The 17539-nt window shown below is 45.8% G+C and carries 14 protein-coding genes; 4 read left to right on the top strand and 10 right to left on the bottom strand.

Going from position 1 to position 17539, the window contains the following annotated elements; all coding sequences use genetic code 11:
• Window positions 1–11: 11 nt before the first annotated feature.
• The 4 genes from GO755_RS30075 to GO755_RS30060 form a co-directional block, all read right to left on the bottom strand.
• Window positions 12–476 (bottom strand): response regulator, encoded by a 465-nt coding sequence (locus GO755_RS30075; protein ID WP_157589140.1) that lies wholly within the window; start codon window positions 474–476, stop codon window positions 12–14.
• Window positions 430–1875, bottom strand: a complete 1446-nt coding sequence (locus GO755_RS30070; protein WP_157589139.1) for a sensor histidine kinase — start codon at window positions 1873–1875, stop codon at window positions 430–432. Before GO755_RS30070 ends, GO755_RS30075 begins: the two co-directional genes overlap by 47 nt.
• Window positions 1876–2007: 132 nt before the next feature.
• Window positions 2008–2547 carry an ATP-dependent protease subunit HslV gene (gene hslV, locus GO755_RS30065; protein WP_157589138.1) on the bottom strand — a complete coding sequence of 180 codons (540 nt, stop codon included), beginning with the start codon at window positions 2545–2547 and terminating at the stop codon, window positions 2008–2010.
• Between the two features lie 106 nt (window positions 2548–2653).
• Window positions 2654–3127, bottom strand: coding sequence for an Lrp/AsnC ligand binding domain-containing protein (locus tag GO755_RS30060; protein ID WP_157589137.1), 474 nt, complete (start codon window positions 3125–3127; stop codon window positions 2654–2656).
• Between the two features lie 490 nt (window positions 3128–3617).
• On the opposite strand from GO755_RS30060, the gene lepA reads away from it, so the two are divergent.
• Window positions 3618–5405, top strand: a complete 1788-nt coding sequence (lepA, locus tag GO755_RS30055) for a translation elongation factor 4 (RefSeq protein ID WP_317165977.1) — start codon at window positions 3618–3620, stop codon at window positions 5403–5405.
• 43 nt (window positions 5406–5448) lie between these two features.
• On the opposite strand, the gene GO755_RS30050 is transcribed toward lepA, so the two are convergent.
• Window positions 5449–6030 (bottom strand): hypothetical protein, encoded by a 582-nt coding sequence (locus tag GO755_RS30050; RefSeq protein ID WP_157589136.1) that lies wholly within the window; start codon window positions 6028–6030, stop codon window positions 5449–5451.
• A 217-nt stretch (window positions 6031–6247) separates the two neighbouring features.
• Between GO755_RS30050 and GO755_RS30045 the strand changes: the two genes are divergently transcribed.
• Complete coding sequence (locus GO755_RS30045) at window positions 6248–7180, top strand: sterol desaturase family protein (protein WP_157589135.1); 933 nt, start codon at window positions 6248–6250, stop codon at window positions 7178–7180.
• Between the two features lie 8 nt (window positions 7181–7188).
• Here the strand turns inward: GO755_RS30045 and GO755_RS30040 are convergent, their stop codons facing one another.
• The 3 genes from GO755_RS30040 to GO755_RS30030 form a co-directional block, all read right to left on the bottom strand.
• Window positions 7189–8952, bottom strand: a complete 1764-nt coding sequence (locus GO755_RS30040; RefSeq protein WP_157589134.1) for an ABC transporter ATP-binding protein — start codon at window positions 8950–8952, stop codon at window positions 7189–7191.
• Window positions 8936–10690: an ABC transporter ATP-binding protein gene (locus GO755_RS30035; RefSeq protein ID WP_157589133.1), complete on the bottom strand. Its 1755-nt coding sequence runs from the start codon at window positions 10688–10690 to the stop codon at window positions 8936–8938. Before GO755_RS30035 ends, GO755_RS30040 begins: the two co-directional genes overlap by 17 nt.
• 258 nt (window positions 10691–10948) lie before the next feature.
• Entirely contained in the window at window positions 10949–12385 is a 1437-nt protein-coding gene (locus GO755_RS30030; RefSeq protein WP_157589132.1) for a BamA/TamA family outer membrane protein, read from the bottom strand.
• Window positions 12386–12508: 123 nt separating this feature from the next.
• Here GO755_RS30030 and GO755_RS30025 point away from each other — a divergent pair, with 123 nt between their 5' ends.
• Complete coding sequence (locus GO755_RS30025; protein WP_157589131.1) at window positions 12509–14038, top strand: MFS transporter; 1530 nt, start codon at window positions 12509–12511, stop codon at window positions 14036–14038.
• 98 nt (window positions 14039–14136) lie between these two features.
• A complete protein-coding gene (locus GO755_RS30020; protein WP_157589130.1) occupies window positions 14137–15084 on the top strand; it encodes a carbohydrate kinase family protein in 948 nt (315 codons plus the stop codon).
• Window positions 15085–15174: 90 nt separating this feature from the next.
• Here GO755_RS30020 and GO755_RS30015 read toward each other — a convergent pair whose 3' ends face one another.
• Window positions 15175–15807, bottom strand: coding sequence for a transposase (locus GO755_RS30015; RefSeq protein WP_317165979.1), 633 nt, complete (start codon window positions 15805–15807; stop codon window positions 15175–15177).
• A 93-nt stretch (window positions 15808–15900) separates the two neighbouring features.
• On the bottom strand, window positions 15901–17535 hold the full coding sequence (locus GO755_RS30010; RefSeq protein ID WP_157589128.1) for a M1 family metallopeptidase: 1635 nt from the start codon (window positions 17533–17535) through the stop codon (window positions 15901–15903).
• Window positions 17536–17539: the final 4 nt, after the last annotated feature.

The following is a 17539-nucleotide window of genomic DNA, read 5'->3' as shown; positions in this document are numbered from 1 at the left end:
ACCTACTCCACTCACTTCTCTTCCTCGTGCTCGCATATTGTCACCACGTTAAACCAGTATTGGCCAATAGCTTTAGTTACTTCGCTGAGCCGCTGAAAGGTTGGTGGTTTGGTAATGAAGCTATTAGCACCATTGAAATACGATGTTTCAACGTCGTCTTTAGCATCCGAAGTGGTTAACACCACAATGGGAATGTGTCGAAATTGCTCGTCGGCTTTAATTTCACGAAGAGCCTCTCGGCCGTCTTTACGAGGCATATTCAGGTCCAGCAGAATTAGCTCAGGCAACGTATGATCGGCCCCGGCATATCGCCCTCTATAGGAGAGAAAATCCATCAAGTCCTCTCCGTCTTCAGCAAACGAAATACGGCTAGACGGGTAATGCTGGTGAAATGCCTCCCGCGTTAGATAACGATCATCTTCGTCGTCGTCAACGAGCAGGATATGAATAAATTTCGGCTGAAGTTGGTCTGTCATAATGTTGTAGCGATTGGCTTTCCGGCAAAACGACCACGAAAGTAGCACCCTCATTAGGCCTACTTCGGGCCGTAATATACCCATGATGATACATAACAACCCGCTTACAAATGGCCAGTCCAATACCAGTTCCTTCGAAAGCAGTTTTGCCGTGTAATCGTTGAAAAACCTTAAAGATGTGGTCTAAATATTTCTCCTCAAATCCAATTCCATTATCTTCAATAGTAATCTCAAAATAAGAGCGATCCAGCGTCAATCCAGCATACTCTTCTCCATTGATTAATCTTGCCCGAATGCGCAACAAAGGTCGAACGCCTGGCTTAGCGAATTTAAGTGCATTTGAAATAAGATTATTAAACAAATGATCCATTTGGCTGGCAACGGCCTGAATAACAGGTAATTCTCCGATATCAACCTGTACATCCAGTCCCTTGATCCGAAGTTCCTGATCATCTAGAATGCGTTGAATTATGTCACTCAGTGGAACAGATTTGAAATCTTCCTGGTGGTTAGAAATCCTCGAGAAGTTTAATAAATCTTTAATGAGCTTGGACATTCGCTCGGCAGAGTGCGAAATTTTGCCCATAAATAATAGGCTATCGGCATCGAAAAGGTTACTGTAGCGGTCTGTAATCAAATTGGAAAACGACTGAATTTTCCGCAGTGGTTCCTGTAAATCATGACTTGCCACAAATGCAAAGCGTTCCAGTTCTTCATTAGAAGTTTCCAGTTGTCGAATCTGGCCTTTAAGCTGAGCTTCGTACTCTCGAAGCTGATCTTCAGTTGCCTGACGATGAATAAGTTCCTGTTCCAGCAAACGATAAGAGATGGCCAAGACCATAAACGTCAGCAACGAAAGTCCAAAAATAATAACGAGTGTATTTCGGAATGACCGCCCAGCCTGACGGTTTCTCGTTTCCATGAGTATCCGTTCGGTATCAACCATCAACGCTACATGCCGTCGGAGGGCATCCATGGTCCGTTTGCTTTCTACATTAACTGCCTGATTTCTTTTATCTGAAATAGGGACTCCAAGCCGAATTTTTGTGATCGCTAGCTTATCCTTAATCAATTGTTCAAGTATAACCCGACGCTGAATCTGAACCCGGTTGTCATTTCCGAGAATACGCAACTGATTTATTTGTTCCGGCAGTAGACTCAGAGCCAGTTTATAAGGTGCCAGGTAAGCCGTATCGTTACTGATAATATATCCTCTGGACCCTGTTTCTGCATCCTTAACTGAGGACAGAATTCTCTCAAGGGTACCTGTCACTTCGTATGTATGACGAACGCGCTTCGTGTCATCACTATACTGATTATAGCTATAAAACGATATGATAAAACCCGATGCAATGAGCACCACAGCTACAATGAACCCCAACGCAATGCGACGGTTCATAAGCCTTGGAGCAAATTGTGGGGCGATTTTCATAACGTAAAGTGATGTATCTACAACAAATGTAAAAAAGAACCGCTACCTGAGTGAATTTTCTTGTCCCACCAATCGGCGATACTAACCAGTTCTATACATCTATAACGTCTCAACCACTAAATTATGGTTTGTATAAATACATACATCGGCGGCAATATGCAGGCTCTCGCGAACCATTTCTTCCGCAGACAAAGCCGTTGCATGTTTCTTCAGCGCAATGGCCGCCGATTGGGCATACATACCGCCGGAGCCGATGGCCGCAACGTCATGATCAGGTTCAATGACATCACCCGTCCCCGATATAAGAAGTAGATCATCTTTCGATGCTACGATAAGCATTGCTTCTAATTTACGAAGATAACGATCTGTCCGCCAATCCTTTGCCAGTTCGATAGCTGCCCGTTTTAGGTTGCCACCGTAGGCATTTAGTTTTTCTTCAAAGCGTTCGATGAGCGTAAATGCATCGGCAGTAGAACCGGCGAAACCAGCGAGTACCTTGCCGCCCATCAACACGCGTACTTTCTTAACATTACTTTTGGCAACGGTATTGCCCATAGTAGCCTGTCCATCGGCACCAAGGGCCACTTGCCCATTGTGTCGAATACCAACCACTGTTGTTGCATGAATTTTGGGTAGCATGAATTTGTGTTTATTGATGAGTATAACACATGGTTTCAAGTTTCAAGTTCAACGTTTCAAGTTGCCTGCTGTTAAAATCACTCTTACCCCATTGAAAACCTGAAATTCAACTCTCTGCAAAGGGGATTGGCCGATTAACACTTTCTTCGAGAGAAATAAACGTTTCCGTTCGCTGAATACCAGCTACTTTCTGAATCTTATCGTGCAGCACTTCGCGTAAATGTTGCGTATCCCGGCAAACGATTTTGGCAAAAATGCTATATATACCAGTTGTATAATGAACATTAACGACCTCGGGGATTTTTTCCAGTTGTTTGGAAACTTCTTCGTAAAGTGAACTTTTGTCCAAATAAATACCCAAAAACGCACTAATATCCCAACCGAGCTTGGCATGGTCGATGACTAATTGTGACCCCCGAACAATGCCCATTTGCTTCAGTTTATTCATACGAACATGAACCGTACCACCCGATACGAATATCCGCTTGCCAATTTCGGTATAAGCCATATTAGCGTCCTGCATCAATAAACTTAGTATTTTAAGATCAGTATTATCAATTTCTAAATTTTTTTCGGTCATATCGGCTTTATTTTTGATGAGTCACAACAAAAGTATTTATTTTTTGAACCTATTATAATTTTTAAGAAATTTTTATGTAAAATTTGCAATACAGCTCATAGATAAGCTATCTTTGTATTGTCAAGTTGATCGAGCGGGGTCACACGCCGGTCTTCTTGGCTTTTTTTCCTCACACTGTAGGATGTCGAAATTGGCAGACGTGCCCTCCTGTCTCGGGGGTGGTGATAAAGGATAAACACAGCATAATGCCGCCCTCGTGGCGACTGGGGTTGACCACCAGAGTTGTACTGTGGCTAACTGCACCGTGGGCGGTTCGAGTCCCCCTCCTACAGCATTTGGTTTTTAGTTTGTTGATGAAGTGTAATTGAACACGCCGGCTCCCCGATGAGTCCGGCGTTTGTTTTTTTTTGCCGGATTTGTTTCTAGCCTTAACCCCGACTTTTTTGCGTATTTTTGCAGTTTATTTAGTAGAATCCTCCGTTATTCCAACGTGAAACATATCCGTAATTTTTGCATTATTGCTCACATCGACCACGGTAAAAGCACCCTGGCCGACCGATTATTAGAGTTCACCAAGACCGTAGGCGCCCGCGATATGCAGGCTCAATTGCTCGACGATATGGATCTGGAACGTGAACGTGGTATTACGATCAAGAGCCACGCGATTCAGATGGAATATATGCACAAGGGCGAGCTATATACCCTAAACCTTATTGACACACCAGGACACGTTGACTTTTCTTATGAGGTTTCGCGATCAATCGCAGCTTGTGAAGGGGCGTTACTTTTGGTAGATGCATCGCAGGGAACTGAGGCACAGACGATCTCAAATTTGTATCTGGCCCTGAACAATGACTTGGTTATCATCCCCGTCCTGAACAAGATTGACCTGCCGGGTGCTATGCCCGAAGAGATTAAGGACGAGATGGTGGACCTGCTCGGCTGCGACCGTGATGATATTATTCCAGCATCAGGTAAAGAAGGGATCGGTGTCCCTGAAATTCTGGCCGCCATTGTGGAACGGATTCCAGCCCCTCAAGGCGATCCGTCTGGTCCCTTGCAGGCATTAATCTTCGATTCGCACTTCAATTCATATCGGGGTATCGAAGTTATTTTCCGAGTTAAAAACGGCCGTATTCGTAAGGGTGACCGGGTTAAGTTTATGAATACCGGAAAAGAATACTTTGCAGATGAGGTAGGAACACTCGGCTTAGTGCAGGTTCCAAAAGATGTGATCGAGTGTGGCGACGTAGGATATCTGATTTCGGGCATTAAAGTGGCCAAAGAAGTAAAAGTTGGCGATACTGTTACAACGGTCGACAATCCCGCCAGTTTGGCTATTCAGGGTTTCTCCGAAGTGAAACCAATGGTGTTTGCCGGTATTTATCCGGTAGAAACCAGCGAATTCGAAGACCTCCGCGATGCGATGGAAAAGCTCCAGCTTAATGATGCAGCCCTCGTATGGGAACCCGAAACATCAGCAGCTTTGGGCTTTGGCTTCCGGTGCGGTTTCCTCGGTATGCTCCATATGGAAATTGTGCAGGAACGCCTGGAGCGCGAATTCGACATGACCGTGATTACCACGGTGCCATCGGTACGTTTCGAGGTGGTGACCACTAAAGGCGAAGAAATTCAGGTATCGGCCCCCGCTGAAATGCCCGAACCGAACCTGATCGACTATATTGAAGAACCGTTTATCCGGGCACAGATTATCACAAAGGCTGAATATGTCGGTGGTATTATGAGCCTCTGTATGGATAAACGGAGTTTACTTAAAAACCAGGTATATCTAACCGCTGAACGTGTTGAGCTTCAGTTCGAGATGCCCTTGGCCGAAGTCGTGTTCGACTTTTTCGATAAACTCAAGACGATTTCGCGCGGCTATGCATCTCTCGACTACGAGTTTATGGACAACCGCGAATCGGACATGGTGAAGCTCGACGTGATGCTCAACGGCGATAAAGTCGATGCGCTCTCAGCCATTGTTCACCGCTCGAAGTCGTACGAATGGGGTAAAAAACTGTGTGAAAAGCTCCGCGAGTTAATCCCCCGTCAACAGTTTGAAATCGCGATTCAGGCAGCCATTGGCCAGAAGATCATTGCCCGCGAAACCCTGAGCGCTCTACGCAAAGACGTATTAGCGAAGTGTTATGGTGGTGATATTTCCCGTAAGCGTAAACTGCTCGACAAGCAGAAAAAAGGAAAGAAACGAATGCGACAAGTCGGCAATGTCGAAATCCCGCAGGAAGCCTTTATGGCAGTACTGAAAATAAATTAAAAATAAGGCCAGCTCGAAACGGGCTGGCCTTATTTATTCGACATTATTTTTTCGATGCTGTAGGCGATCCATTCACTAAGCCAATCTTGATTTTTAGCCCAAAATCTTTGCCTTTCGAAACATCTTTCAGACTAATCTTGTAGCCTTTCTGCTCTGTCCAAACAGTGCCACCATCACCGGGTTTAGGGGCTCCATAACGGCCCGTAAAGTAAGATTCCAAATCTTTCTGATAGTCAGTCACAGACTGTCGGCTATTCAGAAACAAATCCACATCAATAGCCGACACTTTTTTATCGGTTTGGTAATAAAGCATATCCGCCGACTCAAGATTTTTTAACTCAATCGTATAGCCAATATGCTCGGCATCGCTTTCGAATGACTCCCCTTTTTCGAGGCCTTTAACTTTTGCAAACTCATCCCCGAGATTAATTCCCCGCCAGTCAGTGGCTTCGGTCAGACCCAGATCAACCATATGTCCGGTGATTTCCACTTCTGTATCTGGTCTGGAAGCAGCTGCAATCGTTGTTGAGTCTGTAGCTTGTGTATCTGTCGGCTGGTGGCTGCTACACGCATTAAAAATGAGTGTTAAAAAACAAATGGTTATTGCAGGAAAATGGGCGTTCATACTTGTGAGGTTAGCTTCGCAAAAGTAATGTATCAGTCTGATTTGCCATTGGGCTGCATTACGATCAACGCGTACAAAAAAGCTATAGGCTTGATGCCAACATAGAACTTTATGAATTTAATTTTATACTAATCCACCAATAATCTGTATTGGAAAACTGAACCAAAAAAAATGTAGTTAAACGATCATATAACACGCATTGCGAATCGCTGCTATCATGCCTTTTTCTCTATTCGGTGCCAGCAAAATTCCCTTTAACGACGTACATGTTATTGAAAAAAACATCCCCAATATAATTCTGTGGGCTGTTCCCGTCATGTTATTTTTCACGGCTATCGAAATGGCCGTTACCTATTATCAGGAGAAAGAGTTCTACGAGAAAAAGGAAACAATTGGGTCTATTTTGGTCGGTCTGGGGAATTTGGTAGTTACAGCGGCTCTCAAACTAGGTTTGCTTTACCTATGCATCTGGATTTATAATCTAATTCCCTGGCGCATGGAATTGCAATGGTGGACGTTAATTCCGTGTTACATCATTTATGACTTTTTCAGCTACTGGGCTCATCGGGTCTCGCACGAACAACGTTTTTGGTGGGCTACACACATTGTACACCACTCGGGCGAATTTTACAACCTAACGGTTTCCTACCGATTAAGTTGGATACAACACCTCAAAATTGTGTTCTTTCTACCCGTGGCATTCATGGGCTTTCACCCCATTATTTTCTTCGTAACCAATCAGATCGCCGTGTTATTCCAGTTCTGGGTACATACAGAATACATTCGCCGGATGCCTGCCTGGGTTGAATACATCTTTGCCACACCCTCTAATCATCGAGTACACCACGGTTCGCAGGAGCACTACATCGACAAAAACTTTGGCGCAACCTTTATTGTCTGGGATCGTTTATTTGGCACATTTGAGCCTGAGGGTGAGCCTGTTATCTACGGCATCACGACAAATATCCCGAACAAAGCGAATCCAATTTTCATCAACTTCCATGAACTCACTGATATGGTTAATGACGTTAGACGAGCGAAGGGAATTCGAAAGAAGCTGTTTTATATTTTCGGTAGCCCCATAAAAATTGCTGAAGAGAAAAAACAGCAGAAAGCCTCCGACAAGATAGAAGTCCAGGTAACTGCCTGATTCAACGGCTAACTCGTTCGTTTGTCATGCAGGAGCATATCAACTGCATCATTGAGTGAACCTGCTCTCGTCACCTGCCCTGAGTTAATGAAGAATATCTCGTCGGCGCTTTCGATTGTGTTCAATCGGTGCGCAATGATAATTCGGGTGGTCGTTTCGGGCAAATTTTGCAGAATTTCTTCCAGTAATTGCTCCGTAACAGTGTCGATATTGGCGGTGGCTTCGTCCAGAATCAATAATTCCGGGTTGCGCAAAACGGCCCGCATAAAAGCAATAAGTTGTTTCTGACCCAAGCTGATAGCATCGCCACTTGCCTGAACTTTCGTATCTAACCCATCGTCGAATCGTTCCAGCAACCCTTCCAGGTTTGCCTTATGAATTACTTCGGCCAATTGTTCGTTGGAATGGCCTTGGTACTGCTCATTGCCATACAAAATATTCTCGCGTACTGTACCTGTAAATAGAAACGGCTCTTGTAAAATAAAGCCAATTTTACGAGTACGCTCTTCGGGTTTATACGAGCGAATGTCTTTCCCATCCAGCAACACTGTTCCGCTGGTAGGGTCGTATAATCGGGCAATTAGTGAAGCTGTAGTCGTTTTCCCTCCCCCAGTTGGCCCAACCAGCGCATACGTTTTACCCCGTTCTAAATCAAAATTAATATTGTGCAGCACTTCCTGCCCATTTGGGTAGCTGAACGACACATGTTGAAACGATAGCAGTGCAGTCGTCGGTAGCGTTAAGGGATTCTCGACAGTTGTCAGGTTCGTTTGCAACGCCAGCATGTGCGAGATGCGATCCCAACCGGCCAGTGCCACCTGAAAATTTGTCCACAAAGCAGCCAGCTGCCGCAATGGGTTGTAAAAATTATTTACATACGACAGAAAGCTAATCAGCAGTCCAATAGTAAAGTGGCCAGTTGAGATCAGGTAAATACCGAACGTCAGCACAATCAATTGGCCGAAATTGGCCACCATGCCGATAACAGGCGCCATAACATTGTTTGCCAACCCAGCTCCGATGGCCGTTTTGTAGCTTTGCTGATTCGCTTCATCAAAGCGCTTTCTGAAATAATCTCGTCGGTTAAAGGCGATAACGACCTTGAAATTGTTCAGGCTTTCCTGAATTTCGGCACTTAGGTTACCAACACTTTTGAGGTTACTGGCATTCTTTTGTTTCACCCAGGCCGAAGTCAGTGTTGTAAAAATCCACATCAGGATAGCTGGCGACAGTGATGCGGCTCCCAGTGGCAAATCGATGAACAACAGAAACAGACCCGCTCCGAGCATAATAAAAATGCTACCTACGAACTGCATCAGTGACTGCGAAAAAAACTGATTTAGTTTGTCGGTGTCATTGTTGATTCGAGAGATCAGGTCACCCGCTTTGTTCTGATTAAAGAACGCGACCGGCAATTCCTGTAATTTATTAAACACGGCATTACGAAGCCGAAACAGCGTGCGCTGCCCTACCTCACCCATCATACGGGTTTGCAGATAATTGGTCCCGAACGCAACGACATAAATACAGATCAGAAAGCCTGCATTTCGTAAAACGCCGTCATACTGCTTTGTCTGAATGTACTTGTCGATGGTATGACCAATCAGCATTGGCCCAACCAGAGTCAAGCCAGAATTGACCAGAATGGCAACAAACGCCAGAATCAAGGTTGGGCGTTCATCTTCGATAAGGGTCAGTAGTTTCCGGAGGGCTTTGTAGGTGGCGTTTTTTTCCTCTTTCTGACCGGTCGCCTGATTAAGATCGTAGTTCATACTGGCTGGTGCTGCGTTGCGACTGATAAATCTGAACGTATTCGGGACTAGTAGTCATCAGTTCGGGATGGGTACCTTTGGCAATAATTTCACCTTCCATAAGCAGGATAATCTGCTCATAATCTTCTACAGGCGCAATCTTCTGCGTTACCGATAACAGCGTTAGGCCGGGATAATTTTGTTGAACACCAGCCAGAATTTTCTGCTCGGTATTGGAATCAACCCGTGCCGTAAAATCATCCAATAGCAAAACTTTAGGGTTAAGTGCCAATGCACGAGCCAGCATAATTCGCTGCTTTTGGCCTCCCGATAAACTGGCTCCCCGTTCTGAAACAAGCGTTTGAAGTTTGTTGGGAAGTGACTCAACAAAGTCATGTAACTCGGCCGTATCGATGGCTTTTTTTAGCGACTCATCCGTCACAGTTTCGCTGAACGCAATGTTTTCGCGAAGGCTCAGGTTGAACATAATACTATCCTGAAAGACAAAACCAACCTGCTGATGGAAGGCCTCTTCGTCGTACATATCAATAGGTCTACCATCGTACTCGATTGTCCCCGAGGTTGGCTTTAGTAAGCTGGTCAACAAAAACAGTAGCTGGCTTTTTCCGGCTGCGGTTGGGCCTACAATAGCCGTTCGAGTGCCTGCTTTTACGAAAAACGAAACGTCTTTAAGAGCGGGTTTATCGCCGTAATACATCGATACGTTTTTGAGCTCAACGTCGCCCTTAAGCGTAGCTTCTACAGTACCGGTTTGGGTTGTTTCGGGCGCTTGTAATACGGCATTGATTCGCTCGAATGAGGCAGATGACTGGGCAATAACGTTACTCATAAACCCAATGACAATGATCGGAAAAATCAGCAAAGCGAGATAGCTGTTAAAGGCGGCAAAATCGCCCAGCGACATGCTACCTGTAATGACAAAATGCCCACCCAACACCAGAATAGTTAAACCCGCCATGTTAGCCGTGAAACTGATAACCGGAATCAGAGCCGCGAACAAACGTAAAATACTTATACCCAAATCTTTCGCGTTGGTATTGGCGGCCAGAAATTTGTCGTATTCCAGTTGTTGCGAATTAATGACCCGAATCAACGCTGAGCCGAGAATGCTTTCGTTGATGACTTTATTAAGCCAGTCAATTACTTCGCGGCTACGCATGAACAATACGCGCACTTTTTTGAGTAACAGGTAAAACGTAACACCAATAATGGGAACAATAGTCAGAACGGCCAGTGCCAGTTTCCAGTTGATGCTAATGAGCAGAATACTGGCTCCTATAATGATGCAGAGTGATGAAACAATGGAGACAATAGCCTGCGAGACAAACATCTTGATCGAATCAATATCCGAAGTCAGGTTTGTCAGTAATTTCGACGGGTTTGTCTGCTGAATGTAGGTGAAACTCTGTCTTGAAATTTTGGCGGCTAATTGTGTACGTAAATCTCGGGCTACACGCTCAGAAGCGTAGGTTTGAACAACACTTTGCAGGTAAGTGAAGACGAAAATGAATAGTGTTGCCACCAAAAATTCGATGACAATGGTTCGTAGCACAAATTTACCAACTGAATAATCATCAATACCGTGCGAGATAAGCATCGGTAGAAGCAGGTTAATTCCATTACTGATCAAGGCAAATAGAATCAGCAGCAGAATCATTCTGGAATACGGCTTTAGCAGGCTCAACAAAGACGGTGAAGTCTTTTTAGGGGCTTCTTTTTGCGGCATAGCTTTATCCATAATAATGCCCAAGGCGACGCTTTGGGCTCAGGTGAAGGTTAGAACAAAGGTAAGGAAATTATGAGTAGCGCGGCTGGAAAGCCGCGCTACTCACAGCACTTATTTCTTGTCTACGGGTCATTGCCCGAGCTTGCAATTCATACGTTTCAGCAGTAGAACGATCAATGCATAGGGTAGTCTACGACCAGTACCGACAAGCACATATTTTTCGGTTATAAGACCGATAAGTTGTGCAAAGAATTTGATGAGTGGATTGCCTTACAACTCCTGCGCCAGATTGAAGAAAAATCCTGTCTTGCCCTGTGCGTTGATTGTTCCGCTGAAGCGGAAAACCAGATTGTAAAAACTCACAACATCAAGGCTTAATCCTGTACCGGCCAGAAGCTTGTTAGCTAATAAGCTTTGGTATTGTTCAGCCACTGTACTATGCACATAGCCTGCATCGGCAAAAACTGTCAGGTAGGCAGCAACTGGTACTGTATTGAATTGCCGAACGTGCAACCAGTTAAGTTGTTTACGAACATTAAATAACTGATAGCGAAGGCTATTCCGCCAAATAGCGGTTCGTTGGCCATCCACTACATACAGTTCATAACCCCGTACCATATCAGTCGCACTTCCCAATCCACGCAAGCTAAAATACGGCTGGCGCGTAGGCCAGGTCGATCGTCCACGTAAACTTCCAGCATAATAGAAATGCCCACCTAATGCCCAATAGCGGGTAGCCGATGCGGAGATATCCAGAAAATGGAAATTATCACTTGGCAAGATACCAGAGACGCCTACCCCTCCCGAAATCAACGTTCCCTGAAGCGGGTAAACTACATTATCACGCCGGTCGTACCGATAGCTGTAGGTCAGCGCCATAAATTGCAAATTCGTGCGACTGTCCAAAAAATAGTCAGGATTAAGTCGGGCAATCGTATCGGCAATGGAGTAGCGGGTGTAGCGCGTGTCGAAGGTGTGGTAGTGATAGAGTCCGCGTCGATGCGTCAGGGTAAGGGCGGCATACGCTCGTTCACGGAGTGTCTCCTCCGATTTTATGTATACCCACTTATCAAACTGTGTACGGTATGGGATTTCTTTGTTGGTCATATAGCCCACATCGACCCGCAAGCCAATTTTTTGCGCCCGATCAATGTATGGTTTGGAATACGACAAAACTGTACGTTGGAGAAAGCCCCTCTCAAACGCTATCTGAAGCTTATCATTATTGCCCGTTACATTGCGATAGCTCAGATGCCCTCCGTAAATGACCCGACTAAAGTCGTGGCCCCTGTCATACCACCATTCATTAAAATTTCGGTCGGCCAGATCAAAAACCGGATAGGCGACGAAATACCATCGCTCCTTCATGGTCACGGTAAGATCGAGTTGAGCCAGTTGGGTTGAGTCAGACGATGGTATAAGTTGCGTACCAATATCAACCGTCACGAACAACGTCGTGTTATTAATATTACGTTGATCCCAGGCAATGCGACCGGGTAAATCGGACAGTCGAACCGAGTCTCCGGCACGGAGTGTCATTTCGCGAAGAATAATCCGGTCACGCGTACGGTAGTTCCCTCTGAGGGTTACAGAACGTATAAGAATTTTCTGAGTCGAGTCAATCGGGAAAATTGCAAAGGCTTGTTGAGAAGACAACAGAAACACCGTTAGCACCAGGATGACGGTCGGCCACGTTTTCGGAATCATTCTCAAAAGTACGTCTTTTCAAAAAAATAAGACAAGAATATCTCCATATCCTGCAAATCAGTACGTATTATTGTTGACTACTCAGTAGGAACCTATGATGACTGTTTAAATATACAACAATCCATGCAAACGGGAAGTGTTCAGAAAACCTCCACCACAGCCAAGCCTAGTTTAAGCTTCTGGCAAATCTGGAATATGAGTTTCGGCTTTTTGGGGATTCAATATGGCTTTGGTCTACAACAGGCCAACATGAGTCCAATTTATCGCTACTTGGGTGCCGATGAAGCCTCCATTCCAGGTCTTTGGCTCGCTGGCCCGCTGACAGGGTTATTGCTCCAGCCAATTATTGGAGCCGTCTCAGATCGAAGCTGGTCTCCTACTTGGGGCCGCCGAAAGCCCTTCATCCTCGCGGGGGCGCTGTTCGGTAGTATAGCCATGATCATGATGCCCAATTCATCGTATGTCTGGATGGCTGCGGGACTAATGTGGATGCTCGATGCAGGCTTAAACTCCGCGATGGAACCCTTCCGAGCCTTCGTGGGCGATATGCTTAACGATAAGCAGCGGCCAACAGGCTTTGCCGTCCAATCCTTTATGGTGGGGTTCGGACAAACCTTAGCCAACTTAATGCCGTACCTGTTACCGCTTCTGGGAATTTCTATGGTGATGTCAGAAGGTCAACTGGCCAATGGGATTCCTAATTCGGTTCGTTACCCGTTCTACATTGGCGCAGCTGCTATCCTGATTTCTGTTCTGTGGACAGTACGAACAACGAAAGAGTATCCGCCTGTCGACGAAAGTCATGAAGAACAGCACGAGTTTAGTGCCGAGGAAAAGAAATCGATTTCATTCTGGCACCTGGCGTTAGCCTTGGGTGGTGCCATTCTGGCCTTCTTTTTTGCCGCACGGATAGGTGGTTTAGTAACAGGTTTATTGTGGGGAGTAGGCGTATTGGCAGGCGGTTACCTGGTACTGATGCTTCCTATTTTCAAAGAGATTCTGGCATCACTTTCGGCTATGCCGACCGTTATGCGACAGCTTTGGTGGGTGAAATTCTTTACTTGGTATGGCCTGCCGCTGATGTGGCAATACCTATCGCTCGCAACAGCTAAATACGCATTTAATGCGCCCGATACCGTGTCGAATAGAGCCGGATTTGAAGAAGGTACCAAGTGGGGTGGCCTTTGCTTTGCTATGTTCAGCATCTCTTGTGCCGTGATCTCGATTTTTATACCTCGAATTGCCAAAGCCATCGGCAGTGCGCGTGCTACTCACGCAGTGTTCCTGACTATTGGAGCTATGGGCTTTTTCCTGACCCTTACGTCTAACGATAAATTTATTTATCTGGCTGGTATGACCATTATTGGTTTAGCCTGGGGGTCTATAATGTCGATGCCTTACTTAATGCTGGCGAGCGCGGTCCCCAAAAATCGCATGGGTGTTTACATGGGTATTTTCAACGGCTTTATCTGTGTGCCTCAGTTTATTGGCATGCTCACCGTACCACTTTATTATGAACCTATCCTCGGCAATGACCCGCGCAACGCCCTTGTGCTAGCAGGTATCTGTTTGTTACTAGCCGCAGCTTCCTGCTTCCTGGTAAAAGAGACCAGAAAGACCAACGAGGAAACCATACCCGTTGAACTTGGTTGAAATTAACATCTGTTCTATTTGCTCTTTTTGTTCTTGTGATTAGTTTTCCGGCGAAATAGCTATTCCTGCGAGCTAATCATAAGAATCATTTTTTATACATGACAAATTCACCCCGTCCATACGCTCTCCTTTCTGTTGGCGAATTACTTGCCGATTTGATTGGCCACCACGTGTCGAGCAGTTTGCTCGATGCACAGGATTTTCGACGCTACCAAGGTGGGAGTCCGGCCAATATGGCAACCAACATGGCTCGTTTAGGGGGTAAAATTGCCTTAGTTTCCTGCGTTGGTAATGATAATATTGGGAAGTATCTGGTCCGGCAGATTGAAGAATCTGGCGTTGATACCCAATACATTACAGCTGACCCATTTGAACCTACAACAATTGTTCTTGTTTCCAGAACGGCTGGTACGCCCGATTTTGTTGCCTATCGTCATGCCGACTGTCAACTCAAACCAGAACAATTACCGGATTCCTTGCTGGCGCAAACTCAGCTATTTCATACGACCTGCTTTGCCTTGAGTCAACAACCCGCTCAGGACACAATTATCGATGCAGCTCGTCGGGCGCAGGCTGCTGGTTGTCAGGTTACGATTGATGCCAATTATGCACCTACCATCTGGCCGGACCGCGACCAGGCCTGGCGTGTACTGACCGATTATTTTGCAGCTGGCGCGTTAGTAAAAGTAAGTGAAGATGACGCCGAACGGCTCTATGGCTCCCCGCAAACACCCGAGCGGATTTTAAGCGATTTTCATAAAATGGGAGCAACAACTATTTGCTTAACACTTGGCCCCAACGGAAGCCTGGTTTCGTATGATGGTGGCGCTAAGCAAGCACGGATACCCGGCAAAAAGATTGATGTTGTGGACGTTACTGGAGCAGGCGATGCCTATTGGGCAGGCTTCCTAACCGCGTACTTAGATGGTTATGCTCCTGGCAATTGTGCGCATGCGGGAGCGGCCTTAGCCAAAATGAAACTAACTAGACAGGGGCCACTACCTGACAAGGTAGATCGGAAACTGATTTACTCGGACTTCGAATAAATTTCTTTAAACGCAAAGGGTGGCACAAAGAACGCTAAGAGAATATTCATTGCGTTCTTTGTGCCACCCTTTGCGTTTAAAATACCTTCCTTACTTTAGGTCTGCCAATTTATCCAGGTCGACATCTTCGAGGGCTGCTTTTATTTTGTCCATGCTGACACCCCGTCCCTTGGCTGACACAATGAATCGCTTGTTGACCAGTACGGCAATTTCACCATCTTTATTGGCGTTGTCGTATTTCTCATACGCTTTATTATCGCCCATTTTAGTGGTTTTTTCGTAACCATTTTCGGTTTCCTTATCCACTTCAATCATCGACCAGGCCGCCAGTCCCATCATCATGGCAGACCCGCCCCCATCAATGAGAGATAGTTCGATGGTTTCGCTACCGTCGTCGTTTCCATATTTTCCAGTTGCGGTCGAAACGGTAAAGCCAGCGGCTCCGTTTTTTTCGCCGGTCGCTTCTTTCCGAGCCAGACCGTCTGCATCGGCGGGTAGTAGTTCTTTGAGTGAGCGAAAATCGACCGTTGCAACGGGTCCTTTTTTACTCAGCTCTTCAGCCTGATTCGCCATTTCTTTTAAGGCTCCTACTGCTCCAAGTGCCGATACTGACTCTTCGTCTTTTTTCTCTTTTTCTTCCTCTTCTTCTTTACTTCCGCCACAGCCAACTAATAACATAACCGGGAGCAAGCCGGCCCAAAGCCAGTTTCGATTTGTTCGTATCATCGCGTTTATCAGATAAGAATGGGGTAAAGGTTAATTGGAAGCAAGCTACTGTTTCTTCCAATATGATCACTATTCTTTTGAGCAAACGTTCTATTCTTTAATCTGCTTGCACAGAACATAGTAGTTCGCATCGACCGTTAACGTTGTGGCGCCCTTGGCTGGTATCGTTTTCCATTGAGCTGTGGGTTGTACTAATTGATACGGTCCTGATTCACCAAAACAGATTCGAACGGGCATGGCAAATCCGGCGACACAATTGGCCCATCGATATTGAATTCCACTTCCTACCGAACGATATTCGAGTACTGGAATTCGGACATCGCGCAAATATTGATCGAAAACAGGTTTTAGGGTAAGCCCCGTTTGCTGGCTCATAAACTGCTCGATCTGAGTTGAAGTAACGGTCTGATGATAGAACGTCTTATTCATCCCACGCAGTAGTTGTCGCCACTTATCATCATTATCCACAAGCTGCCTGATCGTATGTAGCATATTGCCACCCTTGTAATACATATCACTCGAGCCTTCGTGGTTTACGTTATAGGTGCCAATAATTGGGCGATCATTTCGGATGTTCGCTCGACACCCGATTACGTAGGTCGCTCCTGCATCTTTACCATAGTAATATTCTGTAAACAGGCATTCCGAGTAATTCGTGAAGCTCTCATGAATCCACATATCGGCCACATCTTTATACGTAATGTTGTTGGCAAACCACTCATGGCCAGACTCATGAACGATAATGAAATCCCAGAGCAGTCCCCAGCCCGTGCGGGAGAGATCGCGGCCCAGGTAGCCATTCCGAAAACGATTGCCGTAGGTTACTGAACTCTGATGCTCCATGCCCAAATAAGGCGTCTCGACCAATTTGTAGCCATCTTCATAAAACGGATATGGCCCAAACCAGTACTCAAATGCCTTCAACATTTTAGGAACCTGATTAAACTGCGCCTTGGCTGAATCAGCATGTTCCGGTAGTGCATAATAGTTAAGCGATAGTTGTCCTTTCTCGCCGGAATAGGTTTCGTCCCAATGCACATAACGGGCAATATTCAGATTGACACCATAGTTATTGATCGGGTTTTTAACGTACCAGTCGAAGGTTCGGGTATGATCGGGGTTCGTGGTTGTTTTTAGCAGACGCCCATTCGATACATCCATCAAATCTTCGGGAACCGTCACGCTAATCGCCATTGAATCGGGCTCGTCGTACATATGGTCTTTGCAGGGCCACCAGACACTAGCCCCCAAGCCCTGACAGGCTGTAGCAATAAACCAGTTGCCTTCTTTATCGTGCGACCATACCATACCTCCATCCCAGGGCGGACGCTTAGCCACTTTAGGCTTTCCAGCATAATAAACCGTTACCGACTCGTTCTTGCCGGGCTGTTGTTTTTTCGACAGTGTTACAAAAAACGCGTTACCGTCCCGCCGAAAATCGAGTGACTTCCCATCCTGTTCTACGCGTTCTATGCGCAAAGGACGTTGCAAGTCAACCTGCATTATCTGACTAGACTTTAGCACCCGATACCGAATTTCGGTAGAACCGCTTAAGGTACTATCAGTGGGTTGAACGCGAACTTTAAGGTGATAAAATGTCAAATCCCACCAGGACCGTTCGGGTGTAATCGAACCCCGCAACGTATCGTCGTGGGTGAATTGATCGTGTTGCGCTATAGTTAGACTGGGCAACAGCAACAGACAAAACGTTATGAATCGAGTCATGATC

It is taken from the genome of Spirosoma arboris (genome assembly GCF_009754945.1).
GTDB classification, from domain to species: domain Bacteria; phylum Bacteroidota; class Bacteroidia; order Cytophagales; family Spirosomataceae; genus Spirosoma; species Spirosoma arboris.
Note: the sequence above shows the minus strand (reverse complement) of the source record. Positions and strands in the feature narration are given on the sequence as shown.

What these genes read in the sequence shown, in the direction of transcription:
- GO755_RS30075 (WP_157589140.1), bottom strand. Translation starts at nt 476, where the DNA reads ATGACAGACCAACTTCAGCCGAAATTTATTCATATCCTGCTCGTTGAC.
- GO755_RS30070 (WP_157589139.1), bottom strand. Translation starts at nt 1,875, where the DNA reads ATGAACCGTCGCATTGCGTTGGGGTTCATTGTAGCTGTGGTGCTCATT.
- hslV (WP_157589138.1), bottom strand. Translation starts at nt 2,547, where the DNA reads ATGCTACCCAAAATTCATGCAACAACAGTGGTTGGTATTCGACACAAT.
- GO755_RS30060 (WP_157589137.1), bottom strand. Translation starts at nt 3,127, where the DNA reads ATGACCGAAAAAAATTTAGAAATTGATAATACTGATCTTAAAATACTA.
- GO755_RS30050 (WP_157589136.1), bottom strand. Translation starts at nt 6,030, where the DNA reads ATGAACGCCCATTTTCCTGCAATAACCATTTGTTTTTTAACACTCATT.
- GO755_RS30045 (WP_157589135.1), top strand. Translation starts at nt 6,248, where the DNA reads ATGCCTTTTTCTCTATTCGGTGCCAGCAAAATTCCCTTTAACGACGTA.
- GO755_RS30040 (WP_157589134.1), bottom strand. Translation starts at nt 8,952, where the DNA reads ATGAACTACGATCTTAATCAGGCGACCGGTCAGAAAGAGGAAAAAAAC.
- GO755_RS30035 (WP_157589133.1), bottom strand. Translation starts at nt 10,690, where the DNA reads ATGGATAAAGCTATGCCGCAAAAAGAAGCCCCTAAAAAGACTTCACCG.
- GO755_RS30030 (WP_157589132.1), bottom strand. Translation starts at nt 12,385, where the DNA reads ATGATTCCGAAAACGTGGCCGACCGTCATCCTGGTGCTAACGGTGTTT.
- GO755_RS30025 (WP_157589131.1), top strand. Translation starts at nt 12,509, where the DNA reads ATGCAAACGGGAAGTGTTCAGAAAACCTCCACCACAGCCAAGCCTAGT.
- GO755_RS30020 (WP_157589130.1), top strand. Translation starts at nt 14,137, where the DNA reads ATGACAAATTCACCCCGTCCATACGCTCTCCTTTCTGTTGGCGAATTA.
- GO755_RS30010 (WP_157589128.1), bottom strand. Translation starts at nt 17,535, where the DNA reads ATGACTCGATTCATAACGTTTTGTCTGTTGCTGTTGCCCAGTCTAACT.